Here is a 23881-nt window from a genome sequence, read left to right as displayed (position 1 = left end):
TCCGCCTGCGCTTCCGTCCGGTCTTCGGTTTTGCGTGCCATGGGGCGTCGTCTCCTCAAGAGGTGGTGGGCCGGTGCTGCGCCACACCGAGGGCGGCGAGCAGCGTGTCGCGGTATTCCTGGAAGCGGGGTTCGCGCGGGGACCGCGGGGTGGGCAGGTCGACGGCGAGGTCCACGGAGATGCGGCCGTCATCCAGGACCAGCACCCGGTCGGCGAGTTCCACGGCCTCGTCGACGTCATGGGTGACCAGCAGCACGGCGGGGCGGTGTCGCTCGTACAGCTCGCGCAACAGTCCGTGCATCTTGATCCGCGTGAGGGCGTCCAGAGCGCCGAACGGCTCGTCGGCCAGGAGCAGTTCGGGATCGCGGACCAGGGCGCGGGCGAGCGCGGCGCGCTGCTGCTCACCGCCGGACAGTTCATGCGGCCAGGAGCGCTCGCGGCCCTCCAGGCCGACCTCGGCCAGGGCTGTCAGACCGCGCTCTTGGGACCCGGGACCGCGCAGCCCCAGGACGACGTTGTCCAGTACCCGGAGCCAGGGCAGCAGTCTGGAGTCCTGGAAGGAGAGCGAGACCCGCTCGGGGACGACGAGTTCGCCGGAGCCTTCCACCGTATGGTCGAGGCGGGCGACGGCCCGCAGCAGCGTGGACTTGCCCGAGCCGCTGCGGCCGAGGAGTGCCGTGAACTCGCCCGGTGCCAGGGTGAGATCGAGTTCCTTCAGTACGATCCGGTCTCCGAACTTCCGCACCAGGCCGGTCGTCCGTACCGCGGGCCGGTCGCCGCCGTGGTCCTCGCTCCCCGATCCGGTCCCGGGCCGGATCTCGGTCAGCCCGCCAGGGTGCGTCGCCATGACAGGACCCTCCTCTCGATCGCGCGTACCGCCGCGTCCGAGGCGAAGCCGAAGATCCCGTAGGCCACCAGCCCCACGATGATCACGTCGGACTGGGCGTACTGCTGGGCCTGGAACATCATGTAGCCGATGCCCTGGGTGGCGTTGATCTGCTCGACCACGATCAGGCCGAGCCAGGACGCTGTGACGCCGAGGCGCAGGCCGACGAAGAAGCCCGGCAGCGAGCCCGGGACGACGACCTTGCGGACGAACTGCCATCGGCTCAGGTCAAGTCCCTCGGCAAGCTCCACATACCTGCTGTCGATGCCGGTCAGCGACGCGTAGGTGTTGATGTACATGTTCACCGCGACGCCGAGCGCGATCACGGTGACCTTCATCTGCTCGCCGATGCCCAGCCAGAGGATGAGCAGCGGGAGCATCGCCAGGGACGGAATGGCCCGCTTGACCTGGAGCGTGCCGTCGAGGAGGTACTCCCCCGTGCGGTTCAGCCCCGCCGCCACGGCCAGGATCACCCCTGCTGCCACACCGAAGAACAGGCCGAGCCCGGCGCGCTGCAGCGAGACGAGCACGTTGTCCTGGAGCCGGCCGGTGGAGACCAGGTCCGCCGCGGTGGACAGCACGGTCCCGGGTCCGGACAGGATCCGGGGGTCGAGATAGCCGAAGGCCGAGGCCGCCCACCACACGGCGATCAGCAGTGCCGGGCCGATCAGCCGGCCGAAGGGCACGGACCGGCCTGGGCCCAGCCGCCTGCGGGTACCACGGGCGGCTTGCGGGACCGTGCCTTTTGCCGGCTTGAGACGACTCGTCGCTTCGGCGGTCGTTGCCACCGGGCTCTCCAGCCGTGCGTTCGACAGCATCTCCGTCATGACGCCACCCGGTACGTGGCCGGTACGGCCTTCGCCGCCAGCCCCTCGAAGCGGCGGTCGAACAGCTCGGAGGCGTCCTGCTCGGGCACGAAACCGCCATCGGCCAGCAGATCGGTGGTCTCCTGCTCCCACTCGATCGCCTTGTCCCAGCTCACCGGGAACTGCGGCTTGCGGAGGGAGGCGACGATGCGCTTGCCGTCCTCCTTGGAGACGCCCTGGTCCTTCACGTAGTACGTGTCGATCCATTCGTCGGTGTTCTCCCACGCCCACACCAGTCCGCGGGACCACAGCGGGATGAAGTTGCGGACGGCCGCGACCTTCGCCGGATCGTCCAGCACCTCGGTCGGCGCCCACAGCACGGTCAGCAGGTCCACGACATCGGCCTTCACACCGCGGGCGCCGTCCTTGCCGTACTGGCCGAGGTACTTGGTGAGAGTCGGCTCGCCGAGTGGGGCCACATCGACCTGCTTGGACTGCAGAGCGGTCAGGAACTGAGTGCTGGGCAGTGCGACGAGCTCGACATCGCTGTTGCGCAGCCCTGCCTTCTTCAGTGCCCGCAGTACGACGACACCCTGCGCCTGGCCCTGGGAGAAGCCGATCTTCTTGCCGCGGAAGTCCTCGACCGTCCTGATGTCGGAACCCGCGGCGGTGGCGAAGACGTAGGAGGGGTTCTTCCGCACCTGTACCGCGACGATCTTCGCATCGACACCGATGGCGTGGGCCTGGATCGGCGGGATTCCGGCATTGGTCGCCAGATCGATGGAATGGGCGCGGAATCCCTGGATGACGTCGGGCCCGGCGCTCAGATTGGGCCACTGCGAGACAGTGAACTTCAATTCCTTGTTCAGCCCGGCAGGTCCCAGCTGAAGTTGTGTGGAATGGACCGCGATCGACAGCTTGGTACCGGTCGGTGGTGACCCCGTAGGCAACTTTCCGGCAGGTTTCGCCTCGGCGGCTGTTCTGGTCTGCGGAGCGCAGGCCGCGAGGCTGAGTATCGTCCCGCCGGCGAGGGCGATGAATGACCTGCGCCCGACGGATGTATGCGCGAAATTGCGTGACATGGCGGATTCCTGATCGATGGGCAGCTGGAGGGAATGCTCAGACGGCGAGGTAGGAACCGTCGTGGAACAGGAGTGGGCTGCGCCCCTCGCCGAGCCAGGAGTCCACGACCCGGGCGATGACGATCCGGTGGTCGCCCGCCGGGACGAGCTGCTCGATGTCAAGCCGCATCCAGCCGGCGACATCGTCGAGGACCGGCTGACCCTGCGGCAGTCGCCGCCAGTTGGTCGGCGCCGCGAACCGGTCGATGCCGCTGGTGGCGAACGTGGTGGCCAGTGCCTTCTGGTCGGCGCCGAGGAAGTTGACCACAGCGGTGGCGGACCTCTCGACATGAGGCCAGGAGGAAGTGGCGGTCCCGATGGCGAAGGAGACCAGCGGCGGATCGAGCGACAAAGAGGTGAGTGAGGTGGCGGTGAAGCCGACCGGCCCGAGGCCGGCGTCCGCGGTGACGACGACGACACCGGCGGGATACCTGCGAAATGCCTCTTTGAACCGCCCCGGCGCAATACCCGTAGCGGAGGATGTCGCGGAATGCGAAGACACGGCGACAGTCAACTTCTCTCCCGAGATGGAATGTCGAAAAAATGGAGTCGGCACGCGAACGGCAAAGCCGGAACGGGCAGGCCGAGGAGACGAGGCGCGCAGGCGTAGAGGTACGTAGAGAGGTACGTAGAGAGGTACGCACTGCGATGCGGAGCACTCGTGTAAATCAGTCGCTGTTTATCGGCGGCCCGGACAGGGGCGGCAACAGGAACGCTGGGCGAAGATGCCGACCGGCACAGCCACCCAGCAGCGGCATGCCACTGAGGGTAGGCGCTGGGGAATCCGCTGTCGGCCGGTCATGAATCCATCTTCCCGTTCGGTCCAGGAGTCGGTCAATAATGCAACATTCTGAATTAAGTCGAGACCAGAAAATACTGCTCAGGAGACGGCGGGTAGCGCGGGCCACGAACCCAGCGGGTCCGCGTACAGCACCCCCAGTGCCACCGCGCCACCGGCGGTGGCCAACACCGATCCGGTGAAACTGCTGGGCACCACGGCTCGTTCGGGGTCGTCGCAGACCCAGGAGCGCTCGGCCACTTCCGCCCGCAGATCGGCGAGGCACTGTGGCAGTCGGCCCGCACCAGGCTCGACGACCACCAGGACCTCGGGGTCGAACATGTCCAGGAGCAGTGCCGCTGCTCTGCCGACGAGCCGCGCCCGTCGGCGGAAGAGCGCCACCGCCCGCGCCTCACCGGCCAGCGCCTGATCCAGCAGCTCCGTGAACGATCCGGCCGGCAGACCCTGTTCGGCCGCACGCCGCACCATGGCGTGCTCCGACACCTCGGACTGCAAGCACCCGGTCCGCCCGCACGGGCACGGCTCCGCGCCGCCGGAGCCGGCCGACCCGAGCGGCAGGTGAGCCACACTGCCCGCCCCCGAGCGCGGTCCGAGGTGTATGGCCCCCGCAGTGGCGAACGCCGCGTCCACGACCGCACCGACGAACAGGAGCACCGCGCTGGCCCGGGTGGTGGCCTCCCCCAGCATCTGCTCGGCGCGCGCCAACGCCCTTGCATGACTGTCCACTTGGACCTGCAGTCCGGTCGCCGCAGCGAGAACATCACGTACTGGCACATTGCGCCAGCCGAGTTGTGGATGCTCGATGACCAGTCCGGCCTCCGGGTCCACCCGGTGTCCGGTGGCCACCCCCAAACCGAACACCGTCCGCCCATCCGCATGGGCCGCCAGCAGCCGGGGAAGACGAGCTGCCAGGTCACCGAGGATCCGCTGCGGTTCGGTGCCTCGGTGCGGCCGGCGGTCCACAGCCAGGATCCGGCCGCGCAGGTCCATGAGGGAGACGGTCGAGTGGGCGACCGCGATATGTGCGCCGGCCACCAGATAGCGGCTGGTGTCGATCTCCAACGGTATGTGGGGGCGCCCCAATCCCTTCGGCCCGGTGACCTGCGCACTCTCGCGGATGAGACCACGGGCCGCAAGCCGGCCGGTGTGTCCGGTCACGGATGCGGGTGACAGGCCGGTGAGCCGGGCGACGGTGGAACGGGCGACCGGGCCGTGGTCGAGAATGGCGCTCAGAACGGACCCGGCGCCGGAGACACGACGGGCCGGTGCAACGGCGGGGATGTCCGAGCGACGCAGCGACGTGGGACCACGACGGGCAGGCGCAGAGAGACTCTTCACGGATGTCTTCCAGGCTCGGTGGCAGCGGGCGATGCGGGTGCGTGCTCCTCTACGGAGCCATGAGGACAGAACCTGCCCGACTCACGGTCGGCAGAATGTCGCTTCTCCCGGTGGAAGGGCGCCCCGCGAAGAGCCGGGCAGGGAGAGGTCCCTGGTGGCAGGCCCGCGCGGGCACGGCGTTCAGGCCCGGTGACACGCCGCGGAGCACACACGCTTCAGGTCGACATGACCTCGAGTCGTCAGGTGTGCGGATCGCTGCATGGCCCGGAACGTAGCCGGAACGCCGTTACCCGGTCAAACCACTGACCGCATCATGGACAGGGATGGAACGGAGATGCCGACTCCGCCCAACTTCGCCTGATCTCCTGCGCCGAAGGCGAGGACTCGAACCGCCAACTGCGGCGACGGAGGAGAACTCGCCGGTGACGCCAGTGAGGAAGTAGGTGTGCGTCAAGCGGCGCACGAACGACCTCGAAGACCGGCTGCCATCACGCCGCAGGCTCTGGACGGCCGACCGGATTCACAGGACTGCCGTACGCCCGTAACGGAGCACCGTTGACCGCCAGGGACGGAATTGCGAGCATCGGCGCATGGTCTCTCCGTTCCCACTCCCGTGCTGTACGGACTCCCACCGCCGCTGAGCGTGCCTCGCTCCGCGGCTCTCTGCCGTCCTACCGTTGAGCGAGGGAGCCATGACCGCCATCTCCGATCATGCCCGGCCGCCGCTGCTGGTTGCTCTGCCCGCGCGACCGGAACCGCTGTCCGTCGAGGGCGGCGGCCCGGGCGCCCTGCTGCGTACGCTGCTGCGCTACGGACCCGCGGCGCGTACGGAACTCGTGGCCAGAACCCGGCTCAGCCCGGCCGCGGTGTCGCGCCACACGGCGGAGCTGATCGGGCTCGGGCTGCTGCGCGAACTGCCGCCGCGTGTCAGCCCGCCGCGCGCCGGGCGGCCGCAGGTGCCGGTGGCGATCGACCCCGGCCACCACGTCGCCTGCGGGGTGCACATCGCCCTCGAACACATGACCTTCGCCGTGGTGGATCTGCTGGGCCGGGTCACGGCGCAGCGGCGGCTGCCGCATCCGGGCGGGCCGCGGCAGGTGCTTGAGGAGATCGGCAGGCTCCTGCCCGGCTTCCTCGGACGGCACGCGGCGGGGCGCTCGGTGCTCGGCCTCGGCGTCGTGACCGGTGGTTGGGTCGACTCCGAGCAGGGAACGGTGATCGAGCATGCGCCCCTCGGTTGGCGGGATGTGCCGGTTCGGCGCGTGCTTGGCGCCACGACCAGGTTGCCGGTGCATGTGGACGGGCACGCGCGGGCGCTGGCGCAGGCCGAGTTGCTCTTCGGCGCGGGGGCAGGGCGCTCGGACCTGGTACAGCTCTTCGTCGGCAATGTGGTGGACGCCGCGATCGCGGCCGGTGGCAGCGTGCTGCGCGGGCGCAGGTCCGGGGCGGGCGATGTGGCCCATCTGCCGCTGGGCCACATCGGTCAGGCCTGCGGGTGTGGTCGTACCGGCTGTCTGCAGACCGCGGTCTCGGAACTTGCCGTGGCCGAGCGTGCCTTCGAAACCGGGGCCATCCCCGCGCCGGACTTCGCTCTGCTCCTCGACCGGGCCCGCCAAGGCCACCACGAAGCGCTGCGGGTGCTGCGCGAGAGGCTGCGCACCGTCGGGCGTGCGGCAGCACTGCTGCTCGATGTCCTCAATCCGGAACTGCTGGTGGTCGTCGAGCGCACGGCGCTGACCTTCCCCGAGCTGCTGCCGGACCTGTACGAGGAGATTGCCGCACACTCGCATCTGTGCGCCGATCCCGAACGGGCAGTCGTCCCCAGCAGTTTCGGGCCGCACGTGCTGGCGGTCGCGGCCGGATCGGTCGTGCTCGACGCGGTGTACCGCAGGCCGATGGAGCTGCGCACAGCGCGCTCCGCGTAGCGCCGGCGAGCTGTGCCGGCGCCTGGTCGCGACATGCCGCTCGCCCGCGACGGCCCGTGCTCTCGCAGTGGCGGGCAGATCCCCGGACCGGCGCGGCCCGCCGCACCCGAAGTCCGTTTCTTCCACGGCGTCGCAAATTATTGTCGCCCCGTCAGGCAGCGCGGAGAATCGCCCTATGGATGCGACAGGGAGGGCCACGGCGCGTGACGCCGCCGGACGGGAGACGGTCAACGCCTTCCGCGCCCACCACTTCGCCGGACTGGGCTGTAGTCGGCCCGCCGGCCACGCGCGCTGAGCCGAGCGCCACCGGCGCGTTGTCCGTCTCCTGGTTGCTGTTTCCCTTCCCCGCCCCGTAGGGGGCTGCCTTCCTCGTACGCCTCGGTACACCTTCACCGGTCAGCGCATCTGCGTATGCGCCCATTGGAGCTGCCCTGCCATGTCTGCACCCGCCCAGACCGTCCTCGACATCGTCAAGGTCGCCGGGAACATCGGCGCCGAGATTCACGGCGTCGACCTCGCCTCCGACCTGCCGGACGACACCGTCGCGGCAATTCGCGCCGCCCTCCTGGAGCACAAGGTCGTCTTCTTCCGCGGTCAGGACCTCGACGAGGCGAGCCATGAGCGCTTCGCCCGCGGCTTCGGCACCCCCACCACCGCGCACCCGACCGTCCCCGCCCTGGAGGGTGCCCCGGCCGTTCTCGACCTGGACTACGGAAAGACCACGTCCCGGGCCAACCATTGGCACACGGACGTCACATTCGTGCAGCGCCCGCCGCTGGGATCCATCCTGCGCGCGGTGACCATCCCGCCCTTCGGCGGCGACACCGTGTGGGCCAACACGGCCACGGCGTACGCAAATCTGCCGGAGGAGCTGCGTGCGCTCGCCGACCAGCTGTGGGTGGTGCACTCCAACCAGTACGACTACGCGGCCTACAAGCCGGCGGACGACACCGAGGCGGCCAAGCGCCACCGTGCCGTCTTCACGTCGGTCGCGTACGAGACCGAGCACCCCGTGGTACGTGTGCACCCCGAGAGCGGTGAACGGGTGCTGGTGCTCGGCGGTTTCGCGCGCCGGTTCGTGGGCTGGTCCGCGGAGGACTCGCGCGAGTTGCTGCGGCTGTTCCAGTCGTACGTGACAGAGCTGGAGAACACCGTACGGTGGCGCTGGACCCCTGGCGACGTCGCCTTCTGGGACAACCGCGCCACGCAGCACTACGCGGTGGCCGACTACGGCACTCTCCCCCGCCGCGTGCAGCGGATCACGCTCGCCGGTGATGTCCCGGTGTCGGTGAACGGCACCCACAGCAGGGCCGTCACCGGTGACGACACCACGTACAACACCGCCCTCGCCCTGCCCGATGACGGGGGCGGCAGGTGAAGAACCTGCCGTACAAGGTGCTGTTCCACATCGACAGTGGGCCGGCAACGTTCTCGAGTCCGGGACGGTCGACGCCGACCCGACCAAGCGCGAGGCGCCGCTGGACTTCACCGCACCTCGGGTGAAGGGAACGCGTAGGTCCGCTCCCACCCGGACGCGTGGGTCGACGCCTGCTACGTCGAGATTCGCAAGCAGACGCCCCTGGGCAAGCAGGTCTTCCAGACCACCGGCACGACCGCCTACGTCCCCATCGACGACGGCGTCGTCGTCGAGTCCCAGAAGAAGCACGCCGACCTCTACACCGAGATCGGCCGGATTCCGCAGAAGGTCGACCTCTCCGAGCAGTTCGACCCCTCCGTCGCCAACGACTTCAACGCGGCGCTCGCCGCAGCACAGAAGGGCTAACCATTATGACCTCGACCATCTCGTCGAAGCCGACGACCTCTACCGCGACCGCACGCCCCGCCTCCGGCCACACCGGCGCCGACATCTCCGGCGTCGACCTCTCCAAGCCCCTCTCCGACGGCGACCTGGCCGTCATCAAGGAGGCGCTGCACCGCTGGAAGGTCGTCTTCTTCCGCGGCCAGGACCTCGACCACGCCTCTCAGATCGCCTTCGCCCGGCAGTTCGGCGAACTGACCTATGCCCACCCGCACGACGACACCCCGCCGGAGGACCACCCAGAGATCTTCACCATCGACCCGCGCCGCTACGAGGAGCGCTACGGCAAGGGGTTCCGCGAGGCCACGAAGAAGCGCCGCTACAGCTACTTCTCCGGCTGGCACACCGATGTCACCGCTTCCGTCAACCCGCCCGCCGGATCGATCCTGCGCGCCGAGACCGTCCCCGAGTTCGGCGGCGACACCCAGTGGACCAACCTGGTCGCCGCGTACGAAGGCCTGTCCGCCCCGGTACGTGCCTTCGTCGACACGCTGCGCGCCGAGCACCGCTACGGCGGGGCCGAGAAGCCCACAGGCGACAGCGCCTACGCCCGCCGCGTGAACGACAACCTGCTGGTCGCCGTCCACCCGGTGGTCCGCGTCCACCCCGAGACCGGGGAGCGCGCGCTCTTCGTCAACCCCGGATTCACCAGCCACATCGTGGACGTGTCCCCGAGCGAGAGCCGCGCCATCCTCAATCTGCTCTACGAAGAGATCACTCGCCCCGAGTACACCGTCCGCTTCCGCTGGGAGCCCGGCAGTGTCGCCTTCTGGGACAACCGGGCCACCGCCCACCTCGCCCCGCGCGACATCGAGCACCTGAACGTCGAGCGCCGTCTGCACCGCGTCACGTTGATCGGTGAACTCCCGGTCGGCCCCGACGGTCAGGAGTCCGAACTCGTCGCGGGCAAGCCGTTCACCGCAGACCACCGGGTGGTCGTCGGCACCTGAGACGCTGACGACCGAGGTTCGCCGCGCCGCCCTCCGCACAGGGTGGCGCGGCGCCGCAGCCGCATCCGTCGGGACTGGCCGACGCAGTCGGACTGCAGTCTGCCGGACCGATTGTTGATGCGGCAGGCCGTGTTGTGCCCGGGAGTGGCCTGCCAGACAGGGCCCCTCGCACCTGTTCCACCCACCACGGCCGGGTTGGGCTGAGCATTTTCAGGCGCCACGAGAAGCCGCGAAGCGCCTCAGAGCCGATGAGGCTGAGGACCCGGCGCAGCTGCTGTTCGTCGCCTACTGCCTGGTCCTGCGCCTGCGCCTGCGCCTGCCGAAGATGTCGTCCATGCAGCTCAGGAGCCTGTTCGGTGATGCGGCGCCACATGGCGGGCAAACGGAGCCGCGGCGTAGAGCGAGACCAAGCGTTGCGAGCGGTGGCCGAGGGCGTCGACGCTTGCCCGCACTGCCGGCCCGACACCGAGCTCGGGGTACTCGACTGAGGCGCCGGCGCCTTCTTGGTGGCCTTGTTCGAAGTACCGGTGCAGCTCCTCGTCGACCCGGTGCCGGCTGATGTCGCGGTCCGGTCCCTCGATGTAACCGTCGGGGGAAACCGACATGCCCAGAATGATGTCTCGCGTCTCAACTCACTCATTTCTCGCAGTGATCAGCGCTGTACGGGTTCCAGGTCCGTGGTGCGCGCTCTCGCGGCCGCGCACCACGGCCGCCGCCCCCACCAGAAGAACGATCGCGCCCACACCGAGGACGACATTGCCGAGCAGAGACGTCGCGTACGGGACGCCCATGTCGCGCGCGTGCCCGAACCCCACCCACACGTAGGTGAGCAGCAAGCCGCCCGCAAGGGCGAGGCGGTGCCGCGCGCCCCAGCCCCGGCCGCGCGACCAGTACGCACACAGTGCCACGACCGCGGCGACGAGGACGCACCATGCGCCGACCGTGCCCCAGGCCGGCACCCCGTCCGGCAGGAACTCGCGGCCCCAGTAGAGGCTGGACGCGGCGAACGCCGTGGCGCCCACCACCCACGGCGTCGGAGCGGTGCGCCCGGTCGCAGAGGCCGAGTGGGGGCGCAACGCGAACGCCGCCGCCACCAGCGCGCCGATGACGACCGCCGCGCCGCCGAACCGGGCCGGTGACGCCATGAAGTGCTCGGACTCGGCCTGGGCGAAGGCCAGGAACAGCGACCCGGCGGCGAACACGACGCCCGTGACCCCGAGTCCGGCCGGGCCGAGCCAGGGACGCGTACGGTCGCGGCTGAACGTCTCGATGATCGCGATCGGCACACAGATGCTCCAGACCGTGTGCATCGAGAGCACGTCCTGGACCATTTCCACGCTGACGCCGAGCACCGGGACATGGGTTCCGGCGTAGGCGAGTCCCATGTCGAAGCCGCCGTAGTGCGGGTTCCACAGCATCTGGTCGATCGGGCCCTCCTCGAGCATGGCGTAGGCCGCGCCGAGCAGGATCATCGTCCGCCAGCCGCGCCCCGCGCGTCGGGTCACCTCGCGGATCAGCAGGGCGCCGCCGCCGTACATCGGGGCCAGGAGGACGAGTGCGGGCAGCGCGGTGACCGGCTGGTTGCCGAGGAGGAACTCGCCCACCAGGGGGGCGAGCAGGAACAGGGCGGCCGCCAGGAGGAGGCGGTGGCGTGGTCCGAGTTCGTGGGGCATGACGTCGACGCTAGAGACGTCGGGCGGCGCGGGCATCGGCCGAAAGTTCACGCCTGCCGGCCACCTGGCCAGAGTCGGACCGGCCGGGCGGACGGGGGCCGGCGGGTGTCAGCGGGCGCCCTCGTCATGGACGAGGAGGGCGAGCTGGATGTGGTTGCCGAGGCCGGGCCTGGCCAAGGGGTCACCGCCCTGCTCCCGGCGCGTGTTCAGTCGCGTTGGCCACGCTCAGCGCGCCCCGAGCGCCTCGGATGAACGCCCACTGCGAGCGGGTGATCGGCACGATCTGCCGAGAAGCCCTGGACCACGTTCTGATCATGAACGAGGCTCACGCCCGACACGTCCTCGCCGAGTACCAAAATCACTACAACCGGCATCGGCCGCACCGATCCCGGGGCCAACGACCGCCCGAGGCCCAGAAACAGCCAGCACGCCGTTGCGCGGGGCGAGCCTTCGCAGGGGGCCGCCTTGGTTCTACAGACTGAGCGTGATCGCGGCGGCGATGCCGCCCAGGCCGAGGGCGAAAGCGGCCTCTTTCCAGCCGCCCTTGCCCCAGCGGAAGGGGCGGTCGGCGGCCAGCCTGCCCGGCCCGATGGCGGCGACGGCCAGGGCGACGACGGCGATGCAGACGTTGTATTCCACGCCGCCGTTCGTGTCCCACAGGCCGTGGGCGCCGGTGACCGTGGCCATGGCGTTGATCATGACGCCGATCAGGGCGGCGGCCGCCAGCGGCGTCAGCAGGCCGAGGGCCAGACCGAGGCCGCCGAGGAGCTCGGACATGCCCCCGATGAAGGCGAAGAGCTTTCCCGGGTGGAAGCCCAGGGCCGCGAATCCCTTGCCCGTCTCCGTCAGGCCCTGGCCTCCGAAGAGTCCGAAGACTTTCTGAGCCCCGTGTCCGGCCATCAGCAGCCCGATGGTGAGCCTGATGAGCAGCAGACCGAAGTCGGCGGCGGTCGTCATGGGCGTGGCGATGGAAGTGGACTGCGCCGCTGGTGCCGTGGAAGAGGAAGAAGATTTCAAAATGCGTTTGGGCAACATGGCGATGCTCCGATTGGAACGCCAGAACGGGCGTTTCCCCCAGCTCGACGACACGTCGAGCACCGATGTTGGGTGTGCCCCGCATTAGATCGCGGGCGATTCCCTGCCCCATTCGATCCTTTCGCTGCGGGCACAGTTGTGCATCGGGTCGGTGGCCCGCGGGGGCGGGCGGCCGTTGCCGTGTCAGTGATTCTGGGGCATCTGCTCATCACGATCGGGGTCGTTCGGGCACAGCCTCGCCGGGCTCGGGGGTCAGGACGGCCTTGACTCCGTTGACCTCAAGACCGGTGAGGCTGCCGCTGAGGAAGGCTTGGTTCATGGCGCACACCAGGTCGGGGGCTTTCGCGGCGAGCGGATGGAACGGGCAGTTGCGCAGCCGGAGCCGGGTGAGGGCTTCCCGGACGGGTTCGTAGCCGTACTCCTCCAGCAGCCCCCCGCACAGGGTCAGCCCACGCTCGCGTCCCAGGCGCCCTGGGCGGGTCTCCTCCCGTCCGACTGCGCCCAGCTGCCCGCCGTGCTGCTCCGCGGTCCGCATGCCCGCCTGCTCGGCGTTCTCGTCGGCCTCCTCGGTCAGAACGGCGTCCATGAGAAGGACCGCCAGGAGTTCGTGGCGCCGTTCTGGGATGGTCACGGTGATCTGCGCTGCGGTGGGCTCGTACACCTTTGGCCGCCTGCCGACCTTGCGGATCACGCCGGGCGTTTCGTAGCGGGCGCCCAGCAGGCAGGCGTCGACGAGCTTGTCGAGGTGGAAGGCGGCGAGCTTGCGGCAGATGCCGACGCTCACGGCGGCCTCGTCACGGGTGACGTCGTGGCCGGCACGGCGGATAACGGTGAACATGCGCCGTCGTGAGTCCTCGCTCAGGACACTGACGGAGTCGATGGCGCTGCCGACCGCGTCGGCCGACGCTGCCTGATCGCAAGCCACAAGACCACGGTAACCCTCATCCGCGTAGGCCCAAGTGTTCCTTCTGTTCCGATGTCCTGCGTATCTTGTCGACCTCCCTCAATAAGACCAGGATTTATTGGTGAAACTAGGAGGTCCCGATGAATGCTGATTCACAGCTTCAGACGAGGCGTCCGGTCATCGCCTCGCTGCTCGCGGGGCCGAGCTCGTTGGCGTCCTCGCTGGCCGGGCGGGCGGTCACCTAGGCGAGGGTGCCGCCGTCGTGCGGGCCTGCCCCGGCCCACCGCAGGGCGGCGTCCGCCAATCCGAGGGTGCGTGCGGAGGAACCGACGGACAGCCGGCCGAAGCTGAGGCCGCTGTTCATGGTGGCAATCCAGAGGCCGAAGTGGGCGGCGGGTTCGTCTTGACGGACCTCGATGCCGGGCGGTGATGAGCATCTGCACCGCGGCGAGGGTGGCTCGGGACGACTCGCTCGCGCCGTCGCCGCGGTGCTCGGCGATCCGGGCCCGGATGTCGCCCTGTTCGTAAGGGTCCTGTCCGGCGGCGAGCATCATCCGGGTGTCCAGCCGGACGCCTAGCTCGCGGCGGTGATCGTCGCTCTCGTGAGCGAGGCGGGCCAGGATGTGGCGGCTGTCGGCGTGGAACAGGTCGTGGGCGGCCCGCATGGCTTCCGGTCCGCCGAAGCGGCGGGTCCCGGACTCGTGGATGACGCCTTCGGCGTGCCGGATCGCGGCCCGTTCGGTGAGCGTGCTGGTCAGCCGCCCAGGACAGCAGTCGCGTCACGGCTGTCGGCGGGGAGGACGCGCAGCCGCCAAGATTCGCCCTTTCGGATCCACCACCAGGCGGCGACGTCCCCGCTCTCCTCGGCCGCGACCAGCAGCTGCCCCAGGTGGTTGATGGCCATCTGCTCGGCGACCTGCCAGGTGTCGCACCACAGGTTGACCTGCCACCAGCGGGTATCCGGTTCGCGCCGCGACGTGCAGGGAGCGTAGGGCCAGCAGCAGGAAGCCGATGTCGTCGAGGTAGACGGGGTCCGGCAGCAGGTCGACCGGTGACACCGTATAGATCACGGCGGCCCAGACCAGCGCCTTGTTGCGGAGCGGGATTCCCGCGTCGAGGAGCAGCCTCTTCGCCCGGATCACTCGCACCAGGAGAACTGCGGCGATGCCCATGGTGAGCAGCACGACGACTGTGGCGAGGATGAGCCAGGCTTTGGTGTCCATGCCTCATCGTGTACCCCCTGAGCGGGGGGAGCCAGGGCCGAAGGCCCTCTCCCGGATGCGGGGAGGCGGTCAGAGCGCTGAGCGGCGCAGCGCGAGGAGCACCTGGTCGTCCTGGGGCCGGCCTCCCGCGTGCCGTCGTACGTCACGGATCAGCATGTCGAGGACCTGCGCCGGTGCGGGGTGCTCACCGGACCGGGCGAGCAACACTCAGGACCTGTGGATCGGGCTCGGGGCGGACGTGAAGGGCGTACCTTCCCGAGTGATCGATTGAAGGTCACCGAGTAGGCCTGAGGGCGTCAGCGACGACGGGTGCGGGCATCTCAAGTATTTACTACCGGATGGCGGCGCCGTAGGCGGCAGCGACTGGGACACCGGCCTCGTTTCACCTCGGTCACATGCTCTCGGTTTCCGCCGTATTCCGGCTGCCCTCCAACATCATCAGAGTCGACAAGCTACGCCACCGCGAGAGCCCCTGCCGGGCCAACGGCCCTCTCCGGTACCGCCGTTCACCTCGGACACGGCCGGGTTCCCGGTACATGATCCGGGCCTGGCCGCCGCCTTCGCCGCGTCCTTGTCGAGCGTGGATGGGGTGCTGGAAGACCTCGGCCCGCGCTCGGCCGCCAACCCACCGGTCTTCAGCACGCTCGCGGACCTGGACATCGTCCATGCCGGCGCTTGGGGCAATGTGCTGACCGTCTGCGACCCGGCGTTCGTCTCCGACGGCGACGACAACCTTGACGAAGCAACGGACCTGCGCGAACGCTTCCCCGACGCACGGATCGTGGGACGCGTCGAGACCCACTGCGCAGCCACACGCACCGAAGACCTCGTATGGCTGCCCGACGGGACGATGTTCCACGCTGCCGGATGGACCGATGACGAGCCGTTCGTCGTCTCCGGAGACCCCGCAGCGGTCCTCGCCGCTCTCGGCATGACACAGAAGGACCTCGACAACAACGACGAGCTGAACGCCTTCATCGACCTGGACGACGACCCGAACCAGATCGAATGGGGAGTGTTCACCGGCCTGGCCCTGGGGGCCGCCGACCCGTGGGGCGTTCCCGGCCTGAACCTGTCGGCGCTGCGCGTGCGGCACACCGAGTCGGCCACGACCGACATGGAAAACGCGTACCTCATCGGCCGGTGACCAGTCGAACTCCCTTCGCACCGCAGTGGGTTGACACCTCGACACTGCGCCTGCCGGAAACCCCATCCGCACAGGTCACTCTGCTCGCGGCCATACCCGAAAGCTGCGGCATGATCAGGTCTCGTGCTGCTCCGTTTCGCCTATCTGGCCATCTCCAACGCCTTCGCTGCGGCTGCTGCCACTGAGCGACCGCGACAAGGACGTGGAGATTCTTGCCCTCCGCGCCATCGGATCACCGTCTTGGAACGGCGACTCGGACCCGTTTGAGCAGTGTCCCGGCCCGAAGACCGAGCCCCCATCTGGAACGAGCACCACCTGCACCACGCGCTCCGCCAGTTCGAACTGCACTACAACCTCCACCGGCCTCGCCAAGCGATAGAACAGGAAACACCCCTGCGTGCCGTCCCCGAACCGCTCACCCCTGCACAGATCTCCCACCTCGACATACGCCGAAGAGACCGACTCGGCGGAGTCCTCCGCGTATACCAACATGCCGCCTGAACTGCACGGATGGACTTTTCGACAGGCGCGCCGCTTAAAGCAGCTCAACTTACGCCACGGCGGGCGTAGTTCACACCTTCGAGCGTGGATGAGCCAGGAGACCACGCCAACGACGAGGGGCCCTGCCCTGTCACGCCCCCGCCCACCAGGCCATTTCCCCCTTGAGAGACAGGATGAAAGAGTTTCACTGCGAGGACTCCCTCCGATTTTACGAACGCAATCGCGCCGAAGGTAAACGCCACATCCAGGCAGTCCTCGCCCTGGCCCGCCGCCGCGTCAACGCCCTTCGGGCCCTCATCCGCGATGGACAGACCTACGAAACCCTGCCACCCACCGCACGCGCGGCTTGACAGTCCGCATTAGGCATCACTGCCCGCTACACACATACCCCCCTCTAACCTGGACGGCTGAGGGGGGACGTGTCGCATCTTCGAGGCTAGCTCACCTTCAGTTCCATTTCGCAGTCAAGGATTTGGGTGAACTCTTGACCTCCTTGGCGGTAATGGAACTGGCAATGCTTAATATTCTTCCTGGGCGGTGAGGTGATCCGAATCTTGGCTTGGAAGAATATGTCACTCTGCTTCTTCGGTGAGACCTTGACCCCGGACTTCACGTAGTCCCTGAGGCGGGCAAAGTCCGGCGTATCCGACTCGCCGTCCAGGGCTAGGAGGGGCAGCCCCTCAGTGTCATTGACGTTGTAGGCCGCGTAACCAAGTACCTTGAGCCCTTCGGGCGGGTCAATGACACTCGCGCCTGTGATCTCAATGCTCTTGCCGCTTACGTTGTGCGGCACGGGAAGGGCGAAGTACCAGGTTTGCCCTACCTTGGCGTGCGTGTTGCCGACTGTCCCACTGGACTGCGCCCCCTCTGCGTCCAGCGCCTGTCCACCGGACGGAGAGGCGGAGCAACTGACGAGAAGCGCGCACGCCAGGAGCGTGGCCGCTCTAGTCGGAATAGAAGACGCCCGGCTTGCCCGAGGGGCTGCCATTCTTCCCCCATATGTAATGCTTGTAGCTGGACTTGTTTCCGGCGGTGATGCGCTGCTTGTGATCGCGATCGTAGCCCGTGGACCCGCCCAGGGAGACGCCGTAAGCGCTGACGGCGCCGGAAAACTTGATGCTGCGATTCTTGCTCAGCTGGAAGTAGGAGCCTCGCGTGACATAGGCGCGGTGAGACTTAGGGGCGTCCCAGTATCCGCTTCCGTCCTTGGAGCTGACGTCCTTGCCGTACTTCCCGGTGGCGCCACCCGCCGGGATCGTGTACTTACCGGGCTTGATGACGTACCGCGTGAAGGTGTTGTTGCCTCCGCACTTCCAAGTCTCCTTGTACTTGGTGTACTTGATCGGCACCCTCCATTGCTTCCCGAAGTACGGGCCCTTGGCCGTGTATCCGGTGGTGACGCTCATGGAAGAGCCCAGGCTCACACTTCCGGTGATGGTCCAGTTGCCGCCGGTCTTCGCTGCGACGTCCACAGTGGAGGACAGCTTGCTGTCGTAGTCGACCGACGCCTTGGCGTCCCAAAAGGCGTGACCCTCGCCCACGGTGGTGTAGTAGATCTTCTTGTCGATGACCTTGGACTTTGTGCGGTCGCATCCGCCGTCCATCGGTCGCACGACCAAGCCCTTGGTGTCCTGCCCGTTGACGATGTAGGGGTTGTAGCCGGTCGGCAAATCACCCGTAGCGTTCTGCCACTTGGGAAGCGGGCTGTCGCCGAGTGTGTCGGTAGGCTCTGCTTCCCGCTTCACGGCCCAGCTCTTGGCGTAACCCGCAGCCATTTTGACGTTGACCGCTGGGTCCTGTGCCTCGCTCAGGCTGGACACTTCGCTGCTGTCGGAGGATGTCCCCAGGGGCAGAAGCTGCGCTGGCTCGGCGGTTTCGTCGTCAGCCACGGCGAGGCTCCGCGCTGAGGCGGTCGCGGTGGCCGGCGCCGCCGTGAGGTGTGTGATACCTCCCATGGGGACGCCGGTCGACGTCTGGCCCGTGACGGTCGCCATCGCGTTGACGAGTCCGCCGTTCTCGGTCGCGGCTTGCTGGACTTCGGCAGGCAGCGTCTTGGGCAGGGTCAGTGACCAACTGCCGTCTGCGGCCGTCACGGCGGTACCGAGCGACGGTAGGTCGGCCTCAGCGCCATCCTCCGGGACCGCGTCGGTGGCTTCGACCTTGACAGTCAATCCAGCGGCCGGTGTGCCGTTTCCGAGGGTGAACTTGCCTTTGAGTACTTCCGGGGCACCCGGGGCCGGGGGCTCGCCGGGCTCCTCGGCCACAGCGGCAGGTGCGTCAGGGTCATCTCCCGCGGCGCCCAAGGTGGGCTTTTCGTCACCTGCGTCCGCAAGGCACGTAGCGGTATCTGCGAGGACTTCACCGAAAAGCCCCACACCGTACTCACTGTTCGTGACGGTGAGATTCGGAGTTCCTGCATACGCCTGCACGGTGCCGTCGCTCATGGCAGTCCGCACAGTTCCCGGGCCGACTCCCCAGCCTTGCCTCTGCGTGGTGTCGGTGGTCGCCACGACCGTTCCCTGGGCGGGAAAGCTGGGGTGCGGGCTCGCTGTGTAAGCCCAGGCACGGATCACCCCGTCCGTGAGGGTGTAGGTAGTCGAACCAACTGCCCAGACGTCGTCGGCGTTGGTGAACGCGACGACTGCCGGGTTACTGACGGTCAGTGGGAACGCATCGAGCTTGAGTTCGCCGTCACCGGTGAGCGGTGAACTCTGCTGGAATACATCCAGCTTGCCGCCGCCATGGATGGAGAAGATGAGATCGCCATTGGACCAATCGCGGTTGTGACGCGCTGTCCAGTTCTCGTTGTACGTCTTGACCGGAGTGAGTACGCTTCCTCCGCTGTCGCTCCGGTCCTGGTAGGACTTGAGCACCCCGGCCGCTGTGACCTCGTAGATCACGCCGTGTCCACCCGCGAAGTAATAGCTATCGCTCTTCAGCGATGCCGACTTGCCGGTATTGAGGAGGGCCGAATCGGTGGCATTCGACGGATTCCAGTCGACGTACTTCTGCAGCTTGTCGCCGTCGGCGTTTATGAGGTAAGTCGATACCTTCGTCTGGCACGCTTCAGCAGCAGCACTGGTTCCTCCCGTGAGCTGCGGAGCCGTGATGGTGCCTGCAGTCAAGGCTGCGACGAAAACCCCGCTCGCAATGAGTCGGGACCGTCTTCGAGAATTACTAGATGACACTCGGGTTCCCCCCTGCCTCTAGAGGCCGAATCCCGTCCGGCCTTCCGTGAAGAGAATGTAAGCATAGGCGGGATCCCCTTCAAGGCTTCTTCACAGATCTACTTCTCAGTTCGGGTTCATATGACACGTAATGCCCGATACGCTTTCTCGTCTTCCGAGATTCACCTGAGGTTAATTTGAGGAAAGAGGGCAAGAGGTGGGGACCCTGTGACGCTCAAAAACACGAGTCGTCGTCCCGCTTTGAATCCCGTCACCGCAATGAACCGGGAGCACAGGACTCTGAGCAGCGGCTCTGCCGCGTCTGGGAACATGCGTCGTGTTCCTGTCCACGGTGCACGCCATCACCCGCCGCCTGCTGTCGCTGCCCGCATTGCTGCTGCGGCGTGACGACACGAAGGACGCGAAGTTGCTGGTGCTGCGCCACGAAAACGCGGTCCTGCGCCGACATGTCCCACGCCTACGCTACGAACCAACCGACCGCCTGCAGTTCGCCGCACTCTCGCACCTGACACCGCGCCACCGCTGGCCCCAGGTCTCCCCCATGACCCCAGCCACGCTGCCGGCCTGGCACCGCAAACTCGTCGCGAAGAAGTGGGACTACAGCCAGCATCGCCGACCCGGACACCCGCCCACGAGCCCCGCAGTCAAAGCCCTGGTCTTATGCGTGGCGGCCGAGAACCCAGGATGGGGCCATCGGCGCATCCACGGCGAACTCACCCGCCTCGGCCACAAGACGGCCGCCTCCACCATGTGGAACATCCTCAACCAGGCCGGCATCGCCCCCGCCCCACGTCGCACCGACCGTCTCCACACACCCGCACCACCCGCTGCAGACGAGCAGACCCACACCATCCGGCATGACCGGCTCGGCGGACTGATCCATGCATACATGCAGGTCGCGTAGGGGTGAGAAAGGTTGTCGGCACCCACAGGCACAGGCACAGGCTCCTGCACACACGCGTCCTCGGCGGATTCGTCAACGAGCACCGATACGCCGCTTGATCTGCAGCGATGGCCTCCCGAGCGACACAGCCCGGCGTAGGACCAGTCCCCGTGCACGGCCGTCACGCACTCCGCTGTCGTGCACAGCGCTGCGGCCGGACGTCTCGCGGCGCAGGAGTTGACGAGCGCAGTTGTTGTCTGCAGTTGTTCTCTCCTGAACTGCAGCGTTGCCGCCCCGACGGCCGCGGAGCGTGCGGCAGCGGGCCACGCGTGCGGGGCCGCTCGGCGAGTTCGTTCAACTACCTGGCCCGCAAGTCTTTTTAACGATGTAAGTCCTGTGCTGTGATGAGCGCCATCGCTGAGGCCGTCCCAGGAGACAACGATGTCAACTCTGTCTGAAGAGCGCCCCCACATCGATCCCCAGAACGCCGACATCCCCCGCCCCGAGTACCCTCGCCCCAGCTTCGCCCGCGACGAGTGGCTGAATCTCAACGGCACCTGGCAGTTCGCCTTCGACCCCGGCGACAGCGGCCTGGAGCGCGGGCTCGTCCGTGCCGAGCTGCCCGGCACGATCATCGTTCCGTTCTGCCCGGAGTCGGAGCTGTCCGGGATCGGCGACACCGACTTCCACGCCGCCGTCTGGTACCGCCGCACGGTGCGGATCCCCGAGGACTGGCAGGGCCGGCGCCCCGTGCTGCACTTCGGAGCCGTCGATCACGACGCCACGGTCTGGGTCAACGGCCGCGAAGTGGCCCGGCACAGCGGCGGGTTCACCTCATTCAGCGCCGACCTCGCGGGCGTGGCGCGCGCGGGCGAGGACGCCGTGATCGTCGTACGCGCCAGGGACACCCGGCAGGGACCGCAGGCCCGCGGCAAGCAGTCCGACCGGTACAACAACTACACCTGCCTGTACACACGCACCACCGGCATCTGGCAGACGGTCTGGCTGGAGCCGGTGGCCGACACCCACCTCGGGCGGCCCCGCATCACCCCCGACCTCGCCGCCGGCTGCTTCCACCTCGAACTGCCCCTGTCCGGCAACCGCAAGGGCCATCACATCCGCGCCCGGCTGACCGACGAGCAGGGCACTGTGGCCGAGGGCTCGGTCGCGGCCCACCTCGATCTCGCACCGCGCCTGGTCCTGGCCGTCCCCGAAGAGCGGCGCAGGTGCTGGTCGCCGGAGGATCCGCATCTGTACGAGATCCACCTGGAGGTGGTGGACGGCGACGGCACGGTGGTGGACAGCGCCCGGTGCACCGCGGGCCTGCGGTCGGTCACGATCGAGGGAAAGCAGGTACTGCTCAACGGCCATCCTGTCTTCCAGCGCCTCGTCCTCGACCAGGGCTGGTACCCCGACGGCTTGATGACGGCTACCAACGACGCGGCGCTGGTCCGCGACATCGAGCTGTCGCTCGCCGCAGGTTTCAACGGGGCCCGCCTGCACCAGAAGGTCTTCGAGGAGCGCTTCCTCCACCACGCGGACCGCCTGGGCTACCTGGTGTGGGCCGAGTTCGGCGACTGGGGAGCGGGCACCGGGGCGTCGGCCGGCGACACCCACCAGCAGACGATCGGCTTCGCCGCCCAGTGGCTGGAGGCCGTCGAGCGGGACCACTCCCACCCCTCGATCATCGGCTGGTGCCCCCTCAACGAGACCCGGCAGGAACTGCACGACCGCCGCACCACGCTCGACGACGCCACCCGCGCCCTGTTCCTCGCCACGAAGGCCGCCGACACCTCACGTCCCGTGCTGGACACCTCCGGCTACTCCCACCGCGTCCCCGAGACGGACATCTACGACTCGCACTGCTACGAACAGGACCCTGACGCCTTCCGGCAGTTGATGGCGGGCCTGGACAAGAACGAGCCGTTCATCAACCCGCAGGACGAGCCGGGCGACACCGAGTGGTCGGTGGCGTACCGCGGACAGCCGTACTTCTGCAGCGAGTTCGGCGGCATCTGGTGGAATCCTGACGAGGCCGCTCCCGACGACGGCAGCCGGAACACCTCCTGGGGATACGGCGAACGGCCCCGCGACGAGGAGGAGTTCCACCACCGCTTCGCCGGGCTGACCGGCGTGCTCCTCGACGACCCGGACATGTTCGGCTACTGCTACACCCAGCTCACCGACGTGTTCCAGGAGGAGAACGGCATCTACCGGTTCGACCGGTCCGTCAAGCTCGACGTGACGCGGGTGCGCGCGGCGCAGCAGCGTCCGGCCGCTTGCGAGTCGGCTGCCGAGGGGGTGGAGTAGTGGCCCTCTCCCGGAGGAACCTGCTGCGCGGCGGCCTGTACGGGGCCTCGGCCGCCGCGCTGGCTCCGGCGCTGTCCGCGTGCGGATCGATCTCCGAAGCCGCGTCGTCGACCGGCGGCATCCAGTACTGGAATCCGTTCACGGGCGGTGACGGCGGCCTGATGAAGACGATGGTGGCGCAGGTCGAGCGGCGTGTGCCGGGCCTGGACGCCGAGAGCATCGTCCTGGAGGGCGGCTCGTCGTACTACACCAAGCTGGCCATGTCGTCGGCCGGCGGCCGCGCCCCGGATCTGGCCGTCATGCATATGTCACGCCTGGCGGGTTACGCGCCGGGCGGGCTGCTCGACGCCTGGGACATGGACACCCTTGCAGAGTTCGGTGTCACGGCCGCCCAGCTCAACGCGGATGTGTTCCGGCGCGGCCACCACGACGGAGTGCCGTACGCGATCCCGCTCGACACCCACCCGTTCGTGGTGTTCTTCGACCGGGAGGTCATGGCCAAGGCCGACCTCGTCGACAGCGAGGGCCACCTCGTGCCGCTCAAGTCCCCGGCGGGCTACCTGGACGCCGCAGAGCGCCTTCGCGACGTCACCAAGGGCGGGATGGGTCCGGTCTTCGGCCACGTCGGCGACATGGCCCAGAGCTGGCGGATGTTCTGGTCGCTCTACCGGCAGACCGGTGCCGAGTTCGACCTCACCGGCCGGCGGATCGGGATCGACCGGGACACCGCTGTCGAGATCGTGGGCTTCATGCAGAAGCTCACGGCTCCGGACTGCAAGCACATGGACGTCGGCATCGCCGTCGGCTCCTTCTCCAGCCGCTCCGCGCCGATGATCTTCTCCGGTGAGTGGGACGTCCTCTCCTTCAGCCAGGTCAAGGGAATCGACCTCGGCGCCGCGCCCTTCCCCCAGCTCTACGACCGCCCCGCCTCCTGGGCGGACAGCCACGCGTTCGTCCTGCCGCACCAGAACGATCCCGATCCGCAGCGGCGGCGCACCACGCACCGGCTGGTGGCGGAGCTGCTGAAGGCCAGCCTCACCTGGGCCGGTGCCGGGCACATCCCGGCCTATCTGCCGGTCGTCGAGTCGCGGAAGTACCGCAGCCTCGAACCGCAGGCCGACTACGCCGCGGCGGCCGAGGCGACCGCGCTCGAACCGTCGGCCTGGTTCATGGGAGCGGGCAGCGACGCGCAGGGCCAGATGTGCCAGGCGATGCAGCCGGCGCTCATCGGTACGGGAACGGCCGCGCAGGCCGTCGACGACATGGTCAGCGCGATCAACTTCTTTCTCGGCAAGCCGAACCCGGCCTGATCCCGACCCGGCCCGATCCCGATCCGGCCCGAACCCGATCCGGCCCGAACCCGATCCGGCCCG

General features: G+C 68.2%; 21 protein-coding genes and 3 pseudogenes. 10 read left to right on the top strand and 14 right to left on the bottom strand.

All coding sequences use genetic code 11. The annotated features are described in order from the left end of the window. Positions 1-55 precede the first annotated feature (55 nt). The 5 genes from AC07EJ_RS40905 to AC07EJ_RS40885 form a co-directional block, all read right to left on the bottom strand. A complete protein-coding gene (locus tag AC07EJ_RS40905; RefSeq protein ID WP_478886147.1) occupies positions 56-847 on the bottom strand; it encodes an ABC transporter ATP-binding protein in 792 nt (263 codons plus the stop codon). Then, positions 823-1713, bottom strand: a complete 891-nt coding sequence (locus AC07EJ_RS40900; protein ID WP_393587878.1) for an ABC transporter permease — start codon at positions 1711-1713, stop codon at positions 823-825. The genes AC07EJ_RS40905 and AC07EJ_RS40900 overlap by 25 nt, the downstream gene beginning before the upstream one ends. After that, entirely contained in the window at positions 1710-2774 is a 1065-nt protein-coding gene (locus AC07EJ_RS40895; protein ID WP_478886146.1) for an ABC transporter substrate-binding protein, read from the bottom strand. Before AC07EJ_RS40895 ends, AC07EJ_RS40900 begins: the two co-directional genes overlap by 4 nt. 37 nt (positions 2775-2811) lie before the next feature. Then, the gene (locus AC07EJ_RS40890) at positions 2812-3315 is read right to left on the bottom strand and encodes a flavin reductase family protein (protein ID WP_478886145.1); all 504 of its coding nucleotides are present in this window, start codon (positions 3313-3315) and stop codon (positions 2812-2814) included. A gap of 378 nt (positions 3316-3693) precedes the next feature. Continuing rightward, positions 3694-4950 (bottom strand): ROK family transcriptional regulator, encoded by a 1257-nt coding sequence (locus AC07EJ_RS40885; RefSeq protein ID WP_389490621.1) that lies wholly within the window; start codon positions 4948-4950, stop codon positions 3694-3696. 692 nt (positions 4951-5642) lie between these two features. Here AC07EJ_RS40885 and AC07EJ_RS40880 point away from each other — a divergent pair. From AC07EJ_RS40880 to AC07EJ_RS40865, 4 genes are all read left to right on the top strand, one after another. After that, positions 5643-6875, top strand: coding sequence for an ROK family transcriptional regulator (locus tag AC07EJ_RS40880; protein ID WP_393587876.1), 1233 nt, complete (start codon positions 5643-5645; stop codon positions 6873-6875). Positions 6876-7311: 436 nt separating this feature from the next. Then, on the top strand, positions 7312-8253 hold the full coding sequence (locus AC07EJ_RS40875) for a TauD/TfdA dioxygenase family protein (protein ID WP_478886144.1): 942 nt from the start codon (positions 7312-7314) through the stop codon (positions 8251-8253). Between the two features lie 410 nt (positions 8254-8663). Then, the gene (locus AC07EJ_RS40870) at positions 8664-9644 is read left to right on the top strand and encodes a TauD/TfdA dioxygenase family protein (protein ID WP_389490613.1); all 981 of its coding nucleotides are present in this window, start codon (positions 8664-8666) and stop codon (positions 9642-9644) included. A 248-nt stretch (positions 9645-9892) separates the two neighbouring features. After that, the gene (locus AC07EJ_RS40865) at positions 9893-10132 is read left to right on the top strand and encodes a DUF6233 domain-containing protein (protein WP_389490611.1); all 240 of its coding nucleotides are present in this window, start codon (positions 9893-9895) and stop codon (positions 10130-10132) included. A gap of 144 nt (positions 10133-10276) precedes the next feature. Here AC07EJ_RS40865 and AC07EJ_RS40860 read toward each other — a convergent pair whose 3' ends face one another. Then, a complete protein-coding gene (locus AC07EJ_RS40860) occupies positions 10277-11317 on the bottom strand; it encodes a hypothetical protein (RefSeq protein WP_478886143.1) in 1041 nt (346 codons plus the stop codon). A 227-nt stretch (positions 11318-11544) separates the two neighbouring features. Between AC07EJ_RS40860 and AC07EJ_RS40855 the strand changes: the two are divergent. Further along, positions 11545-11799, top strand: a pseudogene (locus AC07EJ_RS40855) (integrase core domain-containing protein); the annotation flags it as partial. On the opposite strand, the gene AC07EJ_RS40850 reads toward AC07EJ_RS40855, so the two are convergent. The 6 genes and pseudogenes from AC07EJ_RS40850 to AC07EJ_RS40825 all read right to left on the bottom strand — a co-directional run bounded on the left by AC07EJ_RS40850 (position 11789) and on the right by AC07EJ_RS40825 (position 14686). Then, on the bottom strand, positions 11789-12274 hold the full coding sequence (locus tag AC07EJ_RS40850; RefSeq protein ID WP_389490607.1) for a DoxX family protein: 486 nt from the start codon (positions 12272-12274) through the stop codon (positions 11789-11791). The pseudogene AC07EJ_RS40855 and the gene AC07EJ_RS40850 sit on opposite strands and share 11 nt — an antisense overlap. Positions 12275-12560: 286 nt before the next feature. Beyond that, positions 12561-13277 carry a helix-turn-helix transcriptional regulator gene (locus AC07EJ_RS40845; RefSeq protein WP_478886142.1) on the bottom strand — a complete coding sequence of 239 codons (717 nt, stop codon included), beginning with the start codon at positions 13275-13277 and terminating at the stop codon, positions 12561-12563. 220 nt (positions 13278-13497) lie between these two features. Beyond that, positions 13498-13620 carry a hypothetical protein gene (locus tag AC07EJ_RS40840; RefSeq protein WP_389490602.1) on the bottom strand — a complete coding sequence of 41 codons (123 nt, stop codon included), beginning with the start codon at positions 13618-13620 and terminating at the stop codon, positions 13498-13500. Between the two features lie 10 nt (positions 13621-13630). Beyond that, a pseudogene (locus AC07EJ_RS40835) lies at positions 13631-13963 on the bottom strand (thiopeptide-type bacteriocin biosynthesis protein); the annotation flags it as partial. Between the two features lie 72 nt (positions 13964-14035). Continuing rightward, positions 14036-14479 (bottom strand): YkvA family protein, encoded by a 444-nt coding sequence (locus AC07EJ_RS40830; RefSeq protein ID WP_389490600.1) that lies wholly within the window; start codon positions 14477-14479, stop codon positions 14036-14038. A gap of 69 nt (positions 14480-14548) precedes the next feature. Continuing rightward, positions 14549-14686, bottom strand: coding sequence for a hypothetical protein (locus AC07EJ_RS40825; protein WP_389490598.1), 138 nt, complete (start codon positions 14684-14686; stop codon positions 14549-14551). Between the two features lie 208 nt (positions 14687-14894). Between AC07EJ_RS40825 and AC07EJ_RS40820 the strand changes: the two genes are divergently transcribed. Together AC07EJ_RS40820 and AC07EJ_RS40815 are read left to right on the top strand one after the other, a co-directional pair. After that, on the top strand, positions 14895-15626 hold the full coding sequence (locus tag AC07EJ_RS40820) for a DUF6333 family protein (protein ID WP_389490654.1): 732 nt from the start codon (positions 14895-14897) through the stop codon (positions 15624-15626). Between the two features lie 692 nt (positions 15627-16318). Beyond that, a pseudogene (locus AC07EJ_RS40815) lies at positions 16319-16477 on the top strand (IS110 family transposase); the annotation flags it as partial. Positions 16478-16563: 86 nt separating this feature from the next. Here AC07EJ_RS40815 and AC07EJ_RS40810 read toward each other — a convergent pair. Next, positions 16564-16920: a hypothetical protein gene (locus AC07EJ_RS40810; protein ID WP_389491575.1), complete on the bottom strand. Its 357-nt coding sequence runs from the start codon at positions 16918-16920 to the stop codon at positions 16564-16566. 151 nt (positions 16921-17071) lie between these two features. Next, a complete protein-coding gene (locus tag AC07EJ_RS40805) occupies positions 17072-19252 on the bottom strand; it encodes a hypothetical protein (protein WP_389491577.1) in 2181 nt (726 codons plus the stop codon). A 379-nt stretch (positions 19253-19631) separates the two neighbouring features. Between AC07EJ_RS40805 and AC07EJ_RS40800 the strand changes: the two genes are divergently transcribed. The 3 genes from AC07EJ_RS40800 (at position 19632) to AC07EJ_RS40790 (ending at position 23818) form a co-directional block, all read left to right on the top strand. Further along, the gene (locus AC07EJ_RS40800; RefSeq protein ID WP_389491578.1) at positions 19632-20219 is read left to right on the top strand and encodes a hypothetical protein; all 588 of its coding nucleotides are present in this window, start codon (positions 19632-19634) and stop codon (positions 20217-20219) included. A 420-nt stretch (positions 20220-20639) separates the two neighbouring features. After that, a complete protein-coding gene (locus tag AC07EJ_RS40795) occupies positions 20640-22508 on the top strand; it encodes a glycoside hydrolase family 2 protein (RefSeq protein ID WP_389491579.1) in 1869 nt (622 codons plus the stop codon). Further along, on the top strand, positions 22508-23818 hold the full coding sequence (locus AC07EJ_RS40790) for an extracellular solute-binding protein (protein WP_389491581.1): 1311 nt from the start codon (positions 22508-22510) through the stop codon (positions 23816-23818). The genes AC07EJ_RS40795 and AC07EJ_RS40790 overlap by 1 nt, the downstream gene beginning before the upstream one ends. The last annotated feature ends 63 nt before the right edge of the window (positions 23819-23881 follow it).

The sequence above is a fragment of the Streptomyces sp. NPDC045026 genome (assembly GCF_056432625.1).
This window is presented reverse-complemented; position numbering and strand designations above follow the sequence as displayed.

What these genes read in the sequence shown, in the direction of transcription:
- AC07EJ_RS40905 (WP_478886147.1), bottom strand. Translation starts at nt 847, where the DNA reads ATGGCGACGCACCCTGGCGGGCTGACCGAGATCCGGCCCGGGACCGGA.
- AC07EJ_RS40900 (WP_393587878.1), bottom strand. Translation starts at nt 1,713, where the DNA reads ATGACGGAGATGCTGTCGAACGCACGGCTGGAGAGCCCGGTGGCAACG.
- AC07EJ_RS40895 (WP_478886146.1), bottom strand. Translation starts at nt 2,774, where the DNA reads ATGTCACGCAATTTCGCGCATACATCCGTCGGGCGCAGGTCATTCATC.
- AC07EJ_RS40880 (WP_393587876.1), top strand. Translation starts at nt 5,643, where the DNA reads ATGACCGCCATCTCCGATCATGCCCGGCCGCCGCTGCTGGTTGCTCTG.
- AC07EJ_RS40875 (WP_478886144.1), top strand. Translation starts at nt 7,312, where the DNA reads ATGTCTGCACCCGCCCAGACCGTCCTCGACATCGTCAAGGTCGCCGGG.
- AC07EJ_RS40870 (WP_389490613.1), top strand. Translation starts at nt 8,664, where the DNA reads ATGACCTCGACCATCTCGTCGAAGCCGACGACCTCTACCGCGACCGCA.
- AC07EJ_RS40865 (WP_389490611.1), top strand. Translation starts at nt 9,893, where the DNA reads ATGAGGCTGAGGACCCGGCGCAGCTGCTGTTCGTCGCCTACTGCCTGG.
- AC07EJ_RS40860 (WP_478886143.1), bottom strand. Translation starts at nt 11,317, where the DNA reads ATGCCCCACGAACTCGGACCACGCCACCGCCTCCTCCTGGCGGCCGCC.
- AC07EJ_RS40850 (WP_389490607.1), bottom strand. Translation starts at nt 12,274, where the DNA reads ATGACGACCGCCGCCGACTTCGGTCTGCTGCTCATCAGGCTCACCATC.
- AC07EJ_RS40840 (WP_389490602.1), bottom strand. Translation starts at nt 13,620, where the DNA reads ATGAACAGCGGCCTCAGCTTCGGCCGGCTGTCCGTCGGTTCCTCCGCA.
- AC07EJ_RS40830 (WP_389490600.1), bottom strand. Translation starts at nt 14,479, where the DNA reads ATGGACACCAAAGCCTGGCTCATCCTCGCCACAGTCGTCGTGCTGCTC.
- AC07EJ_RS40795 (WP_389491579.1), top strand. Translation starts at nt 20,640, where the DNA reads ATGTCAACTCTGTCTGAAGAGCGCCCCCACATCGATCCCCAGAACGCC.